The following is a 17,491-nucleotide window of genomic DNA, read 5'->3' on the forward strand; positions in this document are numbered from 1 at the left end:
TAATGAAATATTAACAATTAGTACGTAAAATTGTAGCTATTAAGCTATAATGTGATTAAATTCTAATTTTTAAGACCTAAAATATTGTTTTTTCGCGTTTTTAAATTATTGTAAAGCGGCTTTGTAAACTCGTAAACAGCGTTCTCTAGCAAATTTATGGTCTACTATGGGAGCTGGGTAAGTGAGTTCTTGAAAATCGGGACACCATTGCTTAAGATACTCTTGATTTTTATCAAACTTTTCAATTTGCGTGGTTGGATTAAAAATTCTAAAATAAGGTGCAGCATCCACACCACAACCTGCAACCCATTGCCAATTACCAATATTACTTGCTAGTTCATAATCGTGTAGTTTTTCGGCAAAATAAGCCTCGCCCCAACGCCAATCTATAAGTAAATGTTTACATAAAAAACTACCTACCAACATACGTACGCGGTTATGCATAAAACCTGTTTGGTTAAGTTGGCGCATTCCAGCATCAACTAAAGGGTAGCCCGTAATACCTTTACACCATAATTTAAATTCCATTTCATTATTTCGCCATTCTATACGTTCGTACTTAGGTTTAAAACTTTGGGTAACCGTGTGCGGAAAATGCCATAATACCGTCATAAAAAACTCCCGCCAAATAAGTTCTTGCCAAAACACTTCGTTTTGTTCAGTAATTGCTTTTTTTACCATATTACGAATGCTAACCGTACCAAAACGCAAGTGAGGCCCTAACCTAGAGGTGCTATCTTGTGAGGGGAAATTACGAGTTGCTTCATAGTTCTGAATGAGATGCGGGGTAACTGTGAAATCGGCTATGGATTGCTGAGATGGTGTAAAAGCGATATCAATCAAACTTAAATGGGGTAGTTGTTTATTTTTAATTGTGTTTTTTAAAACTGAATGGGTGTCAAAAGTATGTAAATCAGTAGTTTTAAAAAGTGATTTCCACTGTTTCATATAAGGTGTATACACCACATAAGGTGTACCGTCAGCTTTTAAAATATCGTTTTTCTCAAAAATGACTTGGTCCTTATAAGTTTTAAATTCAATTTGTGTTTCGGCTAAAAAAGCTTTTACTTCTTCATCACGGTTCTTGGCATAGGGTTCATAATCATGATTTGTGAAAACACCATCAATTTGGTATTCTTGACTTAAATTTTTAAAAACATCCAAGGGTTTGCCTAAGTACATGCCTAAACTACTGTTGTATTTCGTTTGAAGTGTTTCGCTTAAATTTTGAAGTGTTTTATGTATAAAAGTAACTCGCGCATCATTTATTGGGAGTTTTTCTAAAATTTCAGTATCAAAAATAAAAATGGGCAGGACGGGGTGTTTCCCGTTTAAAGCCTCAAATAAACCATGATTATCTTCTAACCGTAAATCACGACGAAACCAAAAAATACTGATTGTCTGTTTCATTTAATTATAAAATAAGAATACTCTCGATTCGTTTCGAAAGCAACTGATTATGAATATTTACCAAATAATGTTTCTAACTTTTCTGTTCTATAATTAAAGATTTCTTCTAGTTTTGGTTTAACTAGAAAGGGATGTGCTAATTGCCCAAGAAACCCTAATGGAATTTTATAATCAATAATATCTTCCATTTCAACACCACAATCAATTTCTTTTATAAAATGTTTATGATGCCAAAGCGCATAGGGTCCAAAACGCTGCTCGTCTACAAAGTACTGTTTGTGCTTAATATGGGTGATTTCTGTAACCCATTTAGTTTTTATACCTAAAACAGGTGTGACAATATATTGAATAATCTGTCCCGCATACATTGGTCTGTCAGCACCAGACATGATGTTAAACCCCATGTAGCTAGGCGTAATTGTTTTTAGATTTTTTGGGTCCGATAAAAACTCCCAAGCTTTATCGATGGTTATAGGAAGCTTTTGTTTTTTATGTAAGGTATATATCTTCATAGGTTAATTGTTAAGTAAAATGTAAAGATTAAGTGAATTGGCAATACATAACCATATAAAATAAGGTAGTATGAAAATTGATTTATAGCCTAGATTTTTTCTAAAATCATATAGAAAAATAGTAATAATGGCCGTGAGTGTTAAAATAACAATGAGACCAAGATTGATAAGGTGTTGGTTAAAAAATACAAAATTCCACCCAACATTAAATATAAACTGTAAGGTGAAAAGTGTTTTTACTTTGCTGCTTGGCACTAAGGAATATAAGTATGCCATGTATATGGAGAAACAAACCATAATACTACTCCAGGCTGCTCCAAAAACCCAGCCAGTAGGGGTCCAAGGTGCTTTATTAAGTTGCATGTACCATTCGGTTTTTGGGCCATTTTCCATAAGCCAAACACCTATGCTTAAAGCGGCAAAATTAATGATTAAAAACACAAAGAAGTACTTTAACTTTTTCATTGTAGGTGTTGGGTTATTTTGTTGTTTAACGGGTATGTAGAAGATAAATAGTAATCTACTAAGCCGCCATTAGGATGTATTAAATATTTTTGGAAATTCCATTGTACCGAAGATTCTATTTCTCCGTTTTCATGTTTTTTTGTTAACCATTGGTATAAAGGGTGTTGGTTTGGTCCTTTTACTTCTAGTTTTTCAGTCATTAAAAAAGTTACACCGTAGTTAATTTCACAAAATGCTTGTATTTGGTTGCTAGTATCTAACTCTTGGTTTCCAAATTGGTTACATGGTACGCCTATAACCATTAATTTGTCTTGGTAGGTTGTGTATAGTTTTTGTAAATCTTTATACTGACTAGTAAAACCGCACTTAGAAGCCACATTTACGAATAAAATGTATTTGTCTTTATAGGCAGATAACTGAATGGAGTCACCGTTAAGATTGTTCACTTTGATGTTGTAAATAGATGTTTTAGTATCTATTTTTTGAATGATTGGAGAGAGTTGTGCTATCATAATTCTTTAAAAAGGTTTTTAATGTATACTTATATTTTAAATGAAACAATACCGCAATCCATCTTAAAAATTTGTCCAGATAAGGATGCGGCTTTATCAGAAATTAAGAATAAAGCCATGTCGGCAACTTCGTCTGGGTTTAATATTTTTTTTAACGGATGGCGTTCTGTAATGGTTTCAATCATTTGATCGTTTCTTAATAGTTTTGAGGCTAAAGTGGTGTTTGTAACTGTAGGAGCTATACCGTTTACTCTAATTTTTGGTGCGAGTTCTGCTCCTAAAGATTTAACCAAACCTTCAACCCCAGATTTTGATGTGGCAATGCTTGAGTGGAAGGGCATGCCTAATTGAGATGCTACGGTACTAAACAGTAAAATAGAGGGATTGTTAGCCACTTTTAAAGCATTTAAATACTTCTGAATGACCTTTACTGCACCAAGCACATTAATTTCAAAATCTTTACGAAACTCATCTAAACTTAACCTTGAAAATGGTTTTAGGTTGATGCTACCAGGGCAATAAATCAATGCATCAATTGTTTCAATTATTGGTAAGTCATCCTTTAAAACATCACAAGTTATGTGTTGTAAATTAGAATGAGTTTCGTGGGGTGATGTTCGGCTTAAACTAATAATTCTATTGCTATTAATTAGTTTGCTTATTATGGCATTACCAATGCCTTTACTGCCGCCAATTACTACGATGGTTTTCATTTTAATTAGCGTTTATTTAATTTGTTAGTTTATTAATCATGCCTTTGAATATTAACCCGTGAAACGGGAGTACACTGTACCAATACAACCTGCCAGCCAATCCTCGGGGGCGAAAGGTGGCAGTTTGTTTTAGCATGCCGTCTTCAATTTTGAATTCTAACCAAGCTTCACCTGGAAGTTTCATTTCAGCATAAAGCAATAATTTTTTTTCTTTTTTGTCGGCAAAAATAACGCGCCAGAAGTCTAAAGCATCTCCAACATCCAAGTCGGTAGGACTTGTTCTTCCGCGTCTTAAACCAATACCTCCAACTAGCTTGTCTACATAACCTCTTAGTTTCCAAAGAGTATTTCCGAAGTACCAACCTGTATTACCGCCAATACTCCATATTTTATTAATGGTTTTTTCTTCATCAATGACGGTTCGTTGTTTATAGTCTTTAAAACAACCATATTTGGGAACATTAACATATTTGTGAATTTGATTGCTTAACCTACCACTTACCATAGAATCCTTCCAGCTAGATACAATACTATTTTGTTCTATTTTCTCGAAAGCCAAAGTAACAGCCTCTTTATAAGGAATGGGTTGTACACTCAAAAGACTGTTGATGTTACTTGGTTTTCCAACTATTTGAATTCCCATACTATCTACCAAAGATGTGGCCAATTTATACGAGGTTGATGTTACAAAATAAAGCCAATACGAAGACAATTTCGGGGTCATTACAGGTACCGTAACAATGTATCGTTTTAAACCGCGTACTTGAGCAAATTGCAAAAGCATGTCTTTATAGGTTAATATTTCTGGGCCAAAAATGTCGAATGATTGGTTGTAAACTTGAATATTGCCAGGTGCTTTTGATAAAAAAGCTAAAAGATCGCGAATCGCTAAAGGTTGCGTTTTGGTGTGTAACCATTTAGGAGTGATCATGAACGGTAGCTTTTCAACTAAATCTCTAATAATTTCAAATGAAGAGCTTCCAGAACCAACAATAATACCAGCCTTAAATATAGTAAGTGCGTATATGTTTGATGCTAAAATTTTTTCAACACGCTTTCTGGATCTCAAATGTTTTGAAAGCACATTTTCATTTGTAATTCCACCTAAATAGATTACTTGGTCGGCATTCGTGGTTTCAATATAGTTTTTAAAATTTAATGCACATCTCGCTTCTAATATTTCAAAGTCATTTGAAATGTTAGACATGGAATGAATTAAGTAAAACGCAACATCAATGTCGTTGGGAATGTTTTTTAAAGTTTCTGGTTCTAAAAAATCAGCTTCAATAAGTTGAATGTGTGAGTCTTCAATGTACGTTTTGTCTGCTCTTGCTAAATCCCTAACAGCGCAAACTACGGTGTGTCCATCGTTTATAAGCATAGGGATTAACCTTTTTCCTATATAACCTGTTCCACCTGTAACTAGAATTTTCATAGCTCCTTTAAAATTTGAATGCATTTGTTAATAAGAACATCCTTGGTGTAAATGTACGAAATGTTTAACGATTTACAATAAAAGTTAAACAAAATAATTTTCTTACTTTAAAATAGCACAGGTAGTAGGACTAAGAATGTTGATGAATATTTAGGTTTTTGTTAACATTTTAGGAGTATGTAATGCTTAATTTTATAAAAACAATAAAAAAACTTAAAACGATTGAAAATGAGAAAATTACTATTAACATTTATGGCTGCAACAGTTGCTTTTGCTGTTAATGCGCAAATTGAAACACCACAACCGAGCCCTCTAAGTAAAATAGAGCAAAAAATAGGTTTAACCGATGTGACTTTAGAGTACTCTAGACCTTCTATGAGGGATCGTTCTGTGTTTGGTAACCTAGTGCCTTATGGTAAACTTTGGCGTTTAGGTGCTAATGCAAGCACTAAAATTACTTTTAGCACGAAGGTAACTCTTGGAGGTAAAACTATTGACGCGGGAAGTTATGCTGTTTATGCAACACCAAATGAAACGTCATGGAATGTGGTATTCTATAACGATACATCAAACTGGGGGACACCAAAAGAATTAGACGATTCTAAAGTTGTTGCTACAGTGAATGCGGAAGTGTACCCAATGCCAATGAAAATTGAAACTTTCACGATGACTTTTGATGATTTATCTAATAGTTCGGCTGTTTTAGGTATGCTTTGGGAAAATGTATATGCTGGTGTTAAAATTGAAGTACCAACAGATGATATGGTTTTGGCTAATATTAATGATGTTATGAATGGTACTCCAAAAGGTAACGATTACTATGCTGCTGCGGTTTACTATTTACAAGAAGGAAAAGATATTAAACAAGCAAAAACCTGGATTGATAAGGCTATTACTATGGCAGGTGATAAAGTAGCATTTTGGCAATTAAGACAACAGTCTTTAATCTATGCTAAGGCTGGTGATAAAAAAGGAGCTATTGCTGCTGCTAAAAAATCGTTAGCTGCTGCTGAAAAAGCTGAAAATGCTGATTATGTAAAGATGAATAAAGACTCGCTTAAAGAGTGGGGAAGTATGTAATATATAGAATTAGATACTAATACATAAAACAAAAGCGCAACCTATAAAGTTGCGCTTTTGTTGTTTAATAGGTTAGTCCAATTTGGTTGCTAACACTATCAAGCGTTTTTATAAGTTGCTTGCTAAACTCGAAAGTCATAATATCACTTTCCGTTTTACCATCGCGAATAAGTTGGTTAAAATGAATGGCTTCGTAGTTATACCCAATAGTATTATATCCAAAATCGATAATATCTTCCTTTCCATCAACAAGTATTGAAACTGTAGTAGGCATGTGAAACATGGTATTAATCTTAATAATACCTTTTTCACAATGAAAAATAGCTTCCGTAGGTAAAACTTCTAAAAGAGAACTTTTTAAATGTGCTTTAACTCCGTTATCATAGTTAAAAACCATGTCGCATGTGGAATCCGTTTCGTTTTCGAAAAAAGTAGCCGACGCATCTATCGTGTTAGGAGCACCAAGTGTAGAAAGCGCTGAGAAAATAGGGTAGATGCCAATATCTAATAAGCTACCGCCACCCATGGTTTTATTAAAAAGTCTCGCTTCAGTATTGTACGGACGTTGAAACCCGAAATTACTTTCAATTTTTATTATGTCTCCGTATGTTTTGTTCTTCAATTCATTTAAAACAAATTGGTAATGCGGCAAGAAGTACGTCCAAAGTGCTTCCATAAGGAGTACCTTTTTTTCTTTGGCTTTTGCGATCATAGCATCCACTTCCTCAGCATTCATAGCAAAAGGTTTTTCACCTAACACAGCGATACCATTTTCTAAGCACATCAGGGCGTTTTCTTTATGCAAGGCGTGTGGTGTTGCAATATAAACGGCATTAATATTTTTGTCGTTTGCTAAAGCTTCATAACTAGCGTAAGCTTTTGTTGCTCCATATTTTTGGGCAAATGCATCGGCCTTTTCTTGGTTTCTGGAGGCTACAGCATATAATTCGGCATCCGGAATCGTTGCTAAATCGGTAGCAAATTTATTAGCGATAGAGCCTAAGCCAATAATGCCCCATTTAATTTTTTTAGGTTGAGATTGTTGTGTCATTTTTAGAAATTAGTTGAATTGAGCAGGCTATTGCAATTACAATGGCACAGCCTACAAAGTTTAGCCATAAAAATGGCAGATTAATATGTTCGTATAAATCTAGAAGATACAGCCCAAACACAATAATTTGAGTAATTAAGGCGGCAATAAATACAGCATTTCCTTTTACAAACTTGAAGAAAAAAGCCAGTAGAAAAATACCTAAGACATTCCCATAAAAAATAGATCCAATAATATTTACAAGTTGTATTAAATTTTCGGCAAGATTAGCAATACAGGCAACCCCAATAGCCATGATACCCCACGCAAAGGTAAACCACCTAGAGGCTTTTACCATATGTTCTTCTGTCTTCTCGCTGGTGTTTCGTTTGTATAAATCGATGGTTGTAGTAGAGCCTAAAGCATTTAATTCGCTAGAAGTGCTCGACATAGCCGCGCTTAATATAACGGCGAGCAGTAGGCCTATAAGTCCTCGCGGTAAGTTATTCAATATAAAATGAATAAAAACATAATCTTTATCATTACTTTCTACTTTAATATTTTGGTTTTCAGAAGCTTTGTCTATTAATACACGAGCTCTAGTTCTTAAAGAATCGTGTGTTTTATTGGCTAATGCAATGTCTTCTGCAACATCGTCATTTTCAGAGTTTACATACGATTGAATAAGCGCCTGTTTGTCATTAAAAACGGATTGTTGTTCTTTTTGAAGGCTGATGTATTCTTCTGAAAATTCAGAATTTAAAACAAGCTCAGTTGCTGTTGGATTAAAATTCATAGGTGCTTCATTGAACTGATAAAACACAAATACCATAACACCAACTAATAAAATGAAAAACTGCATAGGCACTTTTAAAAGTCCGTTAAAAATCAAACCTAATTGCATTTCTTTAACCGATTTTCCTGAAAGATACCGTTGTACTTGACTTTGGTCTGTTCCAAAATAGGAAAGCATTAAAAATGTACCACCAATAATACCACTCCAAAATGTATAGCGATTATCTAAATTAAATGAAAAATCTAAAACCTTCATTTTACCACTGGCACCGGCAATATTTAAGGCTTTACTAAAAGTGATGTCTTGAGGAAGCTTGTCTACTATTAAAAAGAAAGCGATAAGCATTCCTATAAAAATAACCACCATTTGGTGCTTTTGCGTCACATTTACGGCGCGTGTCCCGCCTGAAACGGTGTATACAATCACTAAAACCCCGATAATTATATTGAGCGTTAATAAATCCCAACCCAATACAACCGATAGAATAATCGCGGGAGCAAAAATGGTAATACCTGCGGCTAATCCCCTTTGTATTAAAAAGAGAATGGCTGTTAAGGTTCTGGTTTTTAAATCGAAGCGGTTTTCTAGAAATTCGTAAGCGGTATAAACATTCAACCGGTGGTATAACGGGATAAAAACCATACAAATTACAATCATGGCTATGGGTAAACCGAAATAAAATTGCACAAAGCCCATACCGTCGTTAAAGGCTTGTCCTGGTGTTGAAAGAAAGGTAATGGCACTTGCTTGGGTTGCCATAACTGATAAACCGATGGTCCACCATTTAGAGGTATTACCGCCTTTTAAATAATCTTGTACATTTTGACTACCTCTAGTTTGCCACGTACCATAAGCTACAATGACAAGTAAAGTAACGCTTAAAACAATCCAATCTATTACACTTAATGTCTGCATATTAAAGGGCTTGCGTTATTAAATAAAACGCAATGAAATAAAGCGCATTTGCGATTAAAACTAAAGAATACAGTTTTAGCCAAGGTTGTTTGGTGGGTTTGTTTTCTTTCATCATTAATCGTTTAATTTTGATTCTAATTTTAAATCTTCTTTTCCAATAGAAAGCATGTTTGCAAATAGGCGGTAAGCACCTGAAACACCTTCGGGGAATTCTCTAAAAAAGCTTAATCCCGTATAAATATAATAACCCTTACCATGTTTGGCGACTAACAAACTACCATCTTTAGGTGATTCATTTTTATCGTTCATAGATAGTATAGGGGTGAATTCTTTAGACCAAGAATTAGGGAAATACAAACCGCGTTCTTGTGTCCAGCCTTCAAAATCTTTCTGGGTTATTTTATTCGGATAATTTAAAAGTGGGTGCTCTGGACTTAAAAACCGAACCGCTGCATGTTCATCGGTTACTCTATCTCTCGATAATTTCAAATCATAGGGTGCAATATGGTCTGTTTTTAAACCTCTATTCGTATTGTATTGCACAATCATGTTACCGCCATTTGCAACAAAATCAAATAGCATTTGTTGTTTAAAATCTAAGTTTTCAACAGTGTTATAAGCTCTAATACCTACAACCACGGCATCAAACCTGCTTAAGGTTTCAGCATTAATAGCATCTGGACTTAAGGTTAAAACATGATATCCAATTTGCTCTAAACTTTCTGGAACTACATCGCCAGCGCCAGCTATATAAGCGATGTTTTCGCCTTTCTTCTTAATATCTAATCGCACAACTTTACTTTCACTAGGTAATAACACCGTTTGAAAGGGGATGTGCTCGTAATTTATTTCTACAAGTTCTTTGGTGTAATCTGAACCGTTTATGTGAACAATTGGGCTTATGTAGCCTTCACTTTGATTTTTGGGCGGAATGACTGTAAATGTAACAACCTGCTCTTCACCTTTATGTTTGATGCTCACTTTTTGTTTTTCAGGAAATACGTTCCAATCTTTTGGGTGGCAAACTTCAACAAAACCCTCTAAATTATCACGACCTGCTTTTACAATCACATTAATGTCGTGCTGCTTGTCATTATTAAAAATGATGACCTTTTCTGAAATTTTAGCAGAGGCTTCTGGGATAATTTCAAAAGGACGGTACAATTCGCCTTGGTCTGGTTTTGCATAGCGATACACAATAGGTTTAGTGAAAGTGATCGCTGTATTATTAATTTTTAAATTGAAGTGAACGAGGATGTTTCTAGGTGTTTCCGGTAAGCCAATCAAGGCTTTGTTTTCAACTTCATACATTCCTAAAGTGCCCTTTTTGTCTAACCAATAAGGCGATGTTTGTTTTTCTTTTATTGAAATGTAATATTCACTTTCAAAGTTTTCAGAGTCATTATTTTTCAACTCAGAATTCTTTAAAGTTGTTTTACCGTCACTTTGTGTAATGCTTTCTAAAACAATAACTTGACTACTTCTGTTTAAAGCTTCAATATTAACTTTAATGGTTTGGTTTAAAGTACTTGTAGGGCTTTCTGCTGATGCTTCTAAATACAAACCAGCACACATTTCAATCACCTTTTTTAATTCTTCTGTCTTTTGAATTTTCCAATGTGAATCCTCAATTTTTTGAAGAAGTTTATAAGCTTCCATTAATTGTGGTAAATGCTTAGAAGGGTCTTTAAAGTTGAAATTATTCTCAATAGTATAAAGAATGTCACCAATGGTATTACCACCTTTTACGCGATTCCATGACGTATCAATACCCTCAAAAATATTCTCGTTATTGGTTAAAGCATCGCCTTTTAAGAATTCTAAATATTCTTTTTGTGTACCTCGTTGTGATAATCGACCAAAGCCTTGGCATAAATGCTGACTACTGGCTATGGATGCTAATTCGTTATTGGATATCCCTTTTAACGGGTAGTAAACACCAATATCAAAACTTAATTTATTGTTTTTATTGGCTTTATCAAAGTCTTCTTGACTTTTGTAAAACCACGAATTTGTATTGAAAAACAATCGTTTAGGCTGCCAAACACCAACGTCTTTTAATAAATCTGGGTAAGCGTTTTTATTATTGGCTAAATCAAAAGCTTCATAACTTAACATGGCAGAACTGGTGTGGTGACCGTGCGTGGTTCCAGGGGTTCTATGGTCGAAACGGTTTATAATAATGTCTGGCTTAAGTTTTCTAATGGCTAAAACGACATCGCTTAATACCGCATCTTTATTCCAGATAGCTAAGGTTTCTTCAGGGTCTTTGGAATAACCAAAATCGTTGGCGCGTGTAAAAAGCTGTTCACCACCATCCACACGTCTTGCAGCTAATAATTCTTGGGTTCTAATAACGCCTAAAAGCTCTCTTATTTCTGAACCAATAAGGTTTTGGCCACCATCACCTCGCGTTAACGATAAGTATGTGGTTTTTGCTTTGACATGGTTTGACATGTATGAAATAAGACGGGTATTTTCATCATCAGGATGTGCCGCAATGTATAATACCGAACCTAAAAAATTAAGCTTTTGAATGGATTCAAAAATCTCTGAAGATGAAGGTGTTGTGGGTTTTTGGGCTTGTGAAAATGTAAAAGTTAAAAAGGATAGGATAAAGGATAGTAAAACTCTTTGCATGTTTGTATGGTTAGCTAAAAACCAAATATAACAAAGTAATGTAGGCTTGGTGGTGGTTTTAATGTTTATTTAACTTTATAAACGCACTAATATTTTAGTGCAGAGCTTCAGGTTTATATAACCTAAATGGGCTTTGTTAGCATTTGTTTTGCTTCATGAAAATCAAATACTAACGAACCAGGACTAACCTTTGGTAAAGCATTAATTCACACTTTATTTTTATTGAGTATTAGCTATTGACTTTTATTTATTCAGTTCTAATTTCATCATTATATCAGACTGTTCTTCATTTCCAAGTTTGAATATTTGCTTGTCAAATTGTAGAAATCCGTTTTTTTCGTAAAATCGGATTGCCTTCGGGTTTTGCTCCCAAACAGCTAACCAAACATAATCTACATTTTTCTGTTTCCCTAATTCAATCGCTTTTTCATAAAGGATTTGTCCGATTTTTTTGCCGTGAAATTCTTTTAGCACGTATATTCGTTCTATTTCGAGTGCGTTTTCATTCTTAAATTCGGTTTGAGATTCTCCAGTATTTACTTTTAAATATCCGATTATTTTTTCCTTGAATTCACTAAAATAAAATTCAGAATTTTTATCATTCAGTTCAGCTTTGAGTACTTCTATAGAAAATTTGTTTTCCAAATATTCAGTCATATTTTCTTTACTGTTTACTGAGGCATAAGTCTCGATAAAAGTTCGTTTTCCAATCTCTTTTAAATTTTCAATATCTTGAATGCTTATTTTTCTAATTTGCATTTATTTTGGGAATGTCTTTTTAAACTTGCAGGTAATGTTTGTGTATAAGAATTATGAGGGTTTGTGTGCGAGGATTTTTCTAAGGAAAATCAGAACCTAGCAAACAAAGCAACGACCAAACGGTTTAACTAAAATAAGCAATGTTTTTTACACGGCTGTGCAACGTTTTTTATTCGATTTGTGTAAATCTTAAACCAAATTTATCTGGTAAAGGTTGACAAGTATAATAATATAATTCTGGATATTTATCTTTTGTCAGTCTTAAAATTTTCTCTTTGTATTTATCACAAGTTTGCATTCCAAATATTATAGTCCTTAAACAATCTCTATTGACGCTAAATTCTCCCTGTTCTTCTTTAATAACTCTCAATTCGTATTCGTTCCTCCAAACATCCGATTTACTATATAAAACGTGTTCAAATTCATTTCCCTTACTTAAAGGATTAAATTCTTTTTGTTCAAATTCTTCTTTGTAATCCATTGGCCTTATTCTGTGGAAGGCATTTTTATCCTTTGAAGTATCATACATTAAGCAAACTCCTTTGTGAAAATTTGAATAATGTGACCACATTAATAAATTTGATGGACTCAAAGAAAAACAGGCAATTCCAAATCTGTTAATGAATTCATTAAAATAATTAGAAACAAAATTTCGGAAATTGGAAAATTCATTATTAAGAATTTCCTTTCTAAATTTAGTTTTATCAGAAATATTCATTACTTGCTCAATAACTTGAAATAACAACTTTAGTTCCGTTGTATTCTCTGTAAATTTCAATAAGTTCGGATAGCAATCAAAAGGGTCGTTTAAAAGACGTGGACTTTGAAAATAAACATAAGATTTTTCCAATTCATTTAGAGTATGTTGGTTATTTGGTCGAAATCTAAACGTGTAAGGAAGTTCTTGCTTAATCAACTGATTGTTATTTAGTTACTTTTTTTTTAATGTTGCACAACTAAGGTATAAGCCTATTAGCTTTCTATTAATATTACAGCCATTTTTTCTTCTTAAAATAATAAAGCATACCAACAAACATGGCTATCATAACACCCCATAAAATGAAGTAGGAGTATTTGTAATGTAGTTCGGGGATGTAATCGAAATTCATACCATATATACCAGCAATGAAGGTTAAAGGAATGAAAATGGACGCCATTATAGTAAGAACCTTCATGACCTCATTCATTTTATTACTAATGGTAGTCATGTACATATCCATTAAACTCCAAATCATTTCACGGTAAATATCGATGTTTTCAGAGACTTGAATTAAATGATCGTAAATATCGCGGTAAAAGGTTTTTGTTTTTTTAAGAATAAGGGTACTTTCATGTTTTTCAATACGACTAATAACTTCCCGAAGAGGAAAAATAGCGCGACGTACTCGCAGTATTTCACGTTTTAAATCTTGAATGTCTTTATTGATGGTTTTACTCGCTAGCCCTGAAAAAATACTATCTTCATAGTCTTCAATTTTTTCTCCTAAAGCTTCAATAATCGTAAAATAATGATCTACAATGGCATCCATTAAGATGTAAAGTAAATAATCGGCTTGCATGGTTCGTGCTCTGCCTTTTCCTTGTCTAATACGTTCTCTAACAGCGTCAAATACATCGCCTTCAGACTCTTGAAAGGATAATACATAGCCTTTTCCTAAAACAAAACTAACTTGTTCTGATACAATGGAATCGGTTTCATCAACAGATAACATCTTAAGAACAACGAATAAGTAGTCGTCGTATTCATCAATTTTAGGACGCTGCGAAATACTTACAATATCTTCTAATACAAGCGGGTGCAAGTTGTAATGGTTTCCTAATTTTTCAATATCTTCCACATGGTTTAATCCATTAATATTGATCCATGTAACCGAATTGGAAAGTTTAAAATCGAAAGCGTCTTGAATGGATGTAAGTTCTTTTTCAATGCATTTTTCAGCATTATAATCAAAAACTTCAATAAATAATTTTTTAGTAGATTTTTCACCGGTATAGATCATGCTACCAGGTGATTTACCTAACTTTTTATGCTGTTTTTTTACTCTATTTTTCGCCATACATTAAATATATGAAATTATTAAATAGCATCAATACTATCATCGTCAATAGCATCTTTTTCAATAAGCGTCACCGCGCGTTGCAACATTAAGTTGTTTGGGTAGGTTACTAAATCGCCATTTTCTAAACGTAAATGCAGTTGAAAAGCACGAATATCTTCAATGATGCCTTCAAGTGGGAAATCTTTATCGTGTATTTGAATTTTGTCTCCCACTTTATAAGGAAAGGAAACGAACATAATGATACCCGAAGTAATGTTGCTTAAAATGGACCAAATGGCAAATAAACCAATACCTATTACAGCAAAAACAGATGAAAACACAACCACTAAATCATGCAATTGCGTACCAAAAATAAAAGGAATGATAAGCATAGCTAATATGAATAGTGTTACAGATACGTATCTGTTTATTAAGTGTATACGTGCTAAATTGATACCGTTTTTTCGAGAAATTTTAGTAATTAATGTGGTAATAATAAACCGAGCAACAAGTAAAAAAAGAAGGAGGAAGCCGGTAATTATGAATGCGTTTTTGTAGGTTTCAAAAAACATGTATTATTTATTTAGATTAGAATTAAGTACAAGGATATATTAGAGAACAAAATTAATTTAATTGGAGTGTATCTCTAAGAATTTCATCTTTATTAAATTTTTTATTCCAATACGAAGATTTTATAGTTTTTAATTTGGTTGCTTTTGTTGTTAACATTTTGGCATTTTCACCATAGCCACTATTAAAAGTTTCTTCCCAACTTAATATATCATAGGGGAAATTTGGATTGAAATTTATTAAAAGTATTCTGTTTAATTCTGGATAAGAGATAGAATAGGTATTGGATGTTAAACTTGTAATAGCCTTATAAGCTTTTAAGGGAATATGGCTGAATCTTAAATTTTCAAAAGAAGGAATAATTTCTAAATTACCTGTAGGTAATGATTTTGGATTGATACGAAGTTGCGCCCATAATTCATTCTCTAAAATAGATTTCTTTATACTGAAAGCCTCATCTGCTTCACCTTCAAAATAGGAGTGAGAAGTTACTTCAAATGGCTCACGATTATTAAGTTGCACATAAACATGCCCACACCATTCTTGTATGGAGCTCGAAACTTTTAGAGCGTGTTGATTGTTTGAGACAGGATAAAAAACACTTTGCATCGTGGAATATGGATAGACACCTGTATTGAAGTTTTTAGTAGAATTTAACTTTAAAACAGGAATATTGTTGGGGTTTTGCTTGTCTGCTTTTACTTGAGTGTCGGCTAGAAAATCTTCAGTAACATAAATTAAAACGGCATGTCCTTCTCTTATTTCTCCATAACGTGCTTGTTCTAATTTATATGATGAAATTTCAGCTTCACCTCCATACCAATAATCTTTAAATTCTTGCGGTAAGAGTTTTTTATTAAAAGCTTTTTCTGAATTGTCGGGTAAGTTTGAATTGTTTGCAATAGGTCCTACTTGCTTTTCTTGATTACATGATGTTAATAACCAGAGAAACCCGACTACAAACCAAAGGTGTAAGTCTACTTGCATAATCTTCTTCATAAGATAGAATTTAGTTATAAAGTTACAACGCTACAAACCCTCAGCAATGGCATTTAACGTTTTATAAACAATATGTGTAGGCAGCCCCATCACATTAAAATAAGAGCCTTCAATTTTAGTAACACCAATAAGTCCAATCCATTCTTGAATGCCGTAAGCACCCGCTTTATCAAAAGGTTTGAAGGTGTTGATGTAGTATGATATTTCATCATCACTTAACTCTTTGAAAGTAACTTTTGTAATGGCGTTTAGCGTTTTTTCATATGTTTTTGTTGTAAAACAAACTGATGTTATAACTTCGTGTGTGGTGTTGCTTAACGATTTTATCATTTGAAAAGCATCTGCTTCTGTTCTAGGTTTACCCAAAGCGACGTTGTTATGCCAAACAATAGTATCGCTGGTAATAAGTATGTCTTCCGCTTTTAGTTCGTTTTTAAAGGGTAAGGCCTTTAGTTGAGCTAGGTAATCGCTTATTTCGAAATGTTTTAACCGTGGAGGGTATTCTTCAATAACAGGTTTTAAGCGAATTTCAAAATCTAAACCTAGGGTTTTGAAAAATTCCTGTCTTCTGGGTGAACCCGAAGCTAAAATTATTTGGTAATCTTTTACTTTGTCATTTAACATTTTCAATAGTTTTCAAGTTTCAAAAATTTTTGCTTGTAACAGCAAACTGTTTATTTGTTCATACTATAAAAATAAAGTAACAAGGAGAGCATTCCGAAAAACATCACCAATTTAAGCACAATACTGATGTGATGAAAGTCTTTTTTTGTAATAGCACTAAAAAGTTTAATGGTGCTATAGAGTAGTGGCCCGATTATAAATATGATAAAGTATATAACAGCTAGTTCGTTTTTATAAAGCGAATTAATAACATACGATCCCACAAGAAACAAGGGGATAAAAGATAAGGCAAACAGTACTTTAGTAGCACGCTCGCTACCAATAGCGATGGGTAAGGTGTTCATACCTGCTTTGTAATCACCATTTATATCTTCAAGATCTTTAGTGATTTCTCGAAGTAAATTAATGATGAATGCAAACACCGCATAATCGAAAATAATTTTAAAAAAAGTTAATTGCGTTTGTTGGTTGGTATTGTTGATTGCGGGAAGCAACTCGAAGATACCAACAATAATTAAAGACAGTGCCACTAAAACCGAAATTACAATATTCCCAATTAAAAGCGTCTGTTTTAAATAGGTAGCATACACATAAAGCAAGGCTGAAATGATAACAAATAGTGAGAAAAACGCGTTTCTACCTACCGAATACGACAAATAAAACCCGACGCCAACACCAAGCACGTTAAAAAGAATGAATAAGTTATAAGCTGTTTTTTCTGAAATAGATTTACCAACAATAAGTTTATCAGGTTTATTAATAAAGTCGGTTTCAACATCATAAATATCATTTATAATATTCCCAGCAGCAGCAATACAAATGGTGGCAACTATTAAAAGTGTAATTCCCAAAGTATCTAAACTGGTTTGAACACCAAAAGGCTCTAAAAGGGCATATTTAATAAGTAACTGCACCAAGGCAATCATTAATAAATTTTTCCAACGGATTAGGTTTAGGAAGTTCAAATGTTTAATTTTTAAAAGTTGAATACT

General features: G+C 33.4%; 17 protein-coding genes. 1 reads left to right on the forward strand and 16 read right to left on the reverse strand.

Features of this window, described 5'->3' with window-relative positions; genetic code table 11:
• Window positions 1–105: 105 nt before the first annotated feature.
• From Q5N74_RS13525 to Q5N74_RS13550, 6 genes are read right to left on the reverse strand one after another with little or no spacing between them, the layout of a single operon-like run.
• Window positions 106–1,410 (reverse strand): deoxyribodipyrimidine photo-lyase, encoded by a 1,305-nt coding sequence (locus tag Q5N74_RS13525; RefSeq protein WP_304389413.1) that lies wholly within the window; start codon window positions 1,408–1,410, stop codon window positions 106–108.
• 47 nt (window positions 1,411–1,457) lie between these two features.
• A complete protein-coding gene (locus Q5N74_RS13530) occupies window positions 1,458–1,922 on the reverse strand; it encodes an SRPBCC family protein (protein ID WP_304389414.1) in 465 nt (154 codons plus the stop codon).
• 3 nt (window positions 1,923–1,925) lie between these two features.
• The gene (locus Q5N74_RS13535; protein ID WP_304389415.1) at window positions 1,926–2,387 is read right to left on the reverse strand and encodes a TspO/MBR family protein; all 462 of its coding nucleotides are present in this window, start codon (window positions 2,385–2,387) and stop codon (window positions 1,926–1,928) included.
• Entirely contained in the window at window positions 2,384–2,899 is a 516-nt protein-coding gene (locus Q5N74_RS13540; protein ID WP_304389417.1) for a glutathione peroxidase, read from the reverse strand. The genes Q5N74_RS13535 and Q5N74_RS13540 overlap by 4 nt, the downstream gene beginning before the upstream one ends.
• A 29-nt stretch (window positions 2,900–2,928) precedes the next feature.
• Window positions 2,929–3,612 carry an SDR family NAD(P)-dependent oxidoreductase gene (locus tag Q5N74_RS13545; protein WP_304389418.1) on the reverse strand — a complete coding sequence of 228 codons (684 nt, stop codon included), beginning with the start codon at window positions 3,610–3,612 and terminating at the stop codon, window positions 2,929–2,931.
• Window positions 3,613–3,628: 16 nt separating this feature from the next.
• Window positions 3,629–5,047, reverse strand: coding sequence for an SDR family oxidoreductase (locus Q5N74_RS13550; protein WP_304389419.1), 1,419 nt, complete (start codon window positions 5,045–5,047; stop codon window positions 3,629–3,631).
• Between the two features lie 228 nt (window positions 5,048–5,275).
• Here Q5N74_RS13550 and Q5N74_RS13555 point away from each other — a divergent pair, with 228 nt between their 5' ends.
• Complete coding sequence (locus Q5N74_RS13555) at window positions 5,276–6,127, forward strand: DUF2911 domain-containing protein (RefSeq protein WP_304389420.1); 852 nt, start codon at window positions 5,276–5,278, stop codon at window positions 6,125–6,127.
• A gap of 64 nt (window positions 6,128–6,191) precedes the next feature.
• On the opposite strand, the gene Q5N74_RS13560 is transcribed toward Q5N74_RS13555, so the two are convergent.
• From Q5N74_RS13560 to Q5N74_RS13605, 10 genes are all read right to left on the reverse strand, one after another.
• Entirely contained in the window at window positions 6,192–7,178 is a 987-nt protein-coding gene (locus tag Q5N74_RS13560) for a Gfo/Idh/MocA family protein (RefSeq protein ID WP_304389421.1), read from the reverse strand.
• Window positions 7,156–8,868, reverse strand: coding sequence for a sodium:solute symporter (locus Q5N74_RS13565; protein WP_304389422.1), 1,713 nt, complete (start codon window positions 8,866–8,868; stop codon window positions 7,156–7,158). The genes Q5N74_RS13560 and Q5N74_RS13565 overlap by 23 nt, the downstream gene beginning before the upstream one ends.
• 114 nt (window positions 8,869–8,982) lie before the next feature.
• Entirely contained in the window at window positions 8,983–11,508 is a 2,526-nt protein-coding gene (locus Q5N74_RS13570; RefSeq protein WP_304389423.1) for a PIG-L family deacetylase, read from the reverse strand.
• A 243-nt stretch (window positions 11,509–11,751) separates the two neighbouring features.
• On the reverse strand, window positions 11,752–12,267 hold the full coding sequence (locus tag Q5N74_RS13575; protein ID WP_304389424.1) for a GNAT family N-acetyltransferase: 516 nt from the start codon (window positions 12,265–12,267) through the stop codon (window positions 11,752–11,754).
• Window positions 12,268–12,436: 169 nt separating this feature from the next.
• Window positions 12,437–13,183, reverse strand: coding sequence for a DUF2971 domain-containing protein (locus Q5N74_RS13580; RefSeq protein WP_304389425.1), 747 nt, complete (start codon window positions 13,181–13,183; stop codon window positions 12,437–12,439).
• Window positions 13,184–13,256: 73 nt separating this feature from the next.
• Window positions 13,257–14,324 carry a magnesium/cobalt transporter CorA gene (corA, locus tag Q5N74_RS13585; protein ID WP_304389426.1) on the reverse strand — a complete coding sequence of 356 codons (1,068 nt, stop codon included), beginning with the start codon at window positions 14,322–14,324 and terminating at the stop codon, window positions 13,257–13,259.
• Window positions 14,325–14,344: 20 nt separating this feature from the next.
• Window positions 14,345–14,878, reverse strand: a complete 534-nt coding sequence (locus tag Q5N74_RS13590) for a mechanosensitive ion channel family protein (protein ID WP_304389427.1) — start codon at window positions 14,876–14,878, stop codon at window positions 14,345–14,347.
• Window positions 14,879–14,930: 52 nt separating this feature from the next.
• Window positions 14,931–15,875, reverse strand: a complete 945-nt coding sequence (locus Q5N74_RS13595) for a septum formation inhibitor Maf (RefSeq protein ID WP_304389428.1) — start codon at window positions 15,873–15,875, stop codon at window positions 14,931–14,933.
• Window positions 15,876–15,905: 30 nt separating this feature from the next.
• The gene (locus Q5N74_RS13600; RefSeq protein ID WP_304389430.1) at window positions 15,906–16,499 is read right to left on the reverse strand and encodes a Maf-like protein; all 594 of its coding nucleotides are present in this window, start codon (window positions 16,497–16,499) and stop codon (window positions 15,906–15,908) included.
• A 50-nt stretch (window positions 16,500–16,549) separates the two neighbouring features.
• Window positions 16,550–17,464: a geranylgeranylglycerol-phosphate geranylgeranyltransferase gene (locus Q5N74_RS13605; protein ID WP_304389431.1), complete on the reverse strand. Its 915-nt coding sequence runs from the start codon at window positions 17,462–17,464 to the stop codon at window positions 16,550–16,552.
• Window positions 17,465–17,491 lie beyond the last annotated feature (27 nt).

This window comes from Mariniflexile sp. AS56, assembly GCF_030552475.1.
Lineage (GTDB): Bacteria > Bacteroidota > Bacteroidia > Flavobacteriales > Flavobacteriaceae > Mariniflexile.

Bases quoted from the DNA above. Each gene is read 5' to 3' on its own strand.
- Q5N74_RS13525 (WP_304389413.1), bottom strand. From the start codon at position 1,410: ATGAAACAGACAATCAGTATTTTTTGGTTTCGTCGTGATTTACGGTTA.
- Q5N74_RS13530 (WP_304389414.1), bottom strand. From the start codon at position 1,922: ATGAAGATATATACCTTACATAAAAAACAAAAGCTTCCTATAACCATC.
- Q5N74_RS13535 (WP_304389415.1), bottom strand. From the start codon at position 2,387: ATGAAAAAGTTAAAGTACTTCTTTGTGTTTTTAATCATTAATTTTGCC.
- Q5N74_RS13540 (WP_304389417.1), bottom strand. From the start codon at position 2,899: ATGATAGCACAACTCTCTCCAATCATTCAAAAAATAGATACTAAAACA.
- Q5N74_RS13545 (WP_304389418.1), bottom strand. From the start codon at position 3,612: ATGAAAACCATCGTAGTAATTGGCGGCAGTAAAGGCATTGGTAATGCC.
- Q5N74_RS13550 (WP_304389419.1), bottom strand. From the start codon at position 5,047: ATGAAAATTCTAGTTACAGGTGGAACAGGTTATATAGGAAAAAGGTTA.
- Q5N74_RS13555 (WP_304389420.1), top strand. From the start codon at position 5,276: ATGAGAAAATTACTATTAACATTTATGGCTGCAACAGTTGCTTTTGCT.
- Q5N74_RS13560 (WP_304389421.1), bottom strand. From the start codon at position 7,178: ATGACACAACAATCTCAACCTAAAAAAATTAAATGGGGCATTATTGGC.
- Q5N74_RS13565 (WP_304389422.1), bottom strand. From the start codon at position 8,868: ATGCAGACATTAAGTGTAATAGATTGGATTGTTTTAAGCGTTACTTTA.
- Q5N74_RS13570 (WP_304389423.1), bottom strand. From the start codon at position 11,508: ATGCAAAGAGTTTTACTATCCTTTATCCTATCCTTTTTAACTTTTACA.
- Q5N74_RS13575 (WP_304389424.1), bottom strand. From the start codon at position 12,267: ATGCAAATTAGAAAAATAAGCATTCAAGATATTGAAAATTTAAAAGAG.
- corA (WP_304389426.1), bottom strand. From the start codon at position 14,324: ATGGCGAAAAATAGAGTAAAAAAACAGCATAAAAAGTTAGGTAAATCA.
- Q5N74_RS13590 (WP_304389427.1), bottom strand. From the start codon at position 14,878: ATGTTTTTTGAAACCTACAAAAACGCATTCATAATTACCGGCTTCCTC.
- Q5N74_RS13595 (WP_304389428.1), bottom strand. From the start codon at position 15,875: ATGAAGAAGATTATGCAAGTAGACTTACACCTTTGGTTTGTAGTCGGG.
- Q5N74_RS13600 (WP_304389430.1), bottom strand. From the start codon at position 16,499: ATGTTAAATGACAAAGTAAAAGATTACCAAATAATTTTAGCTTCGGGT.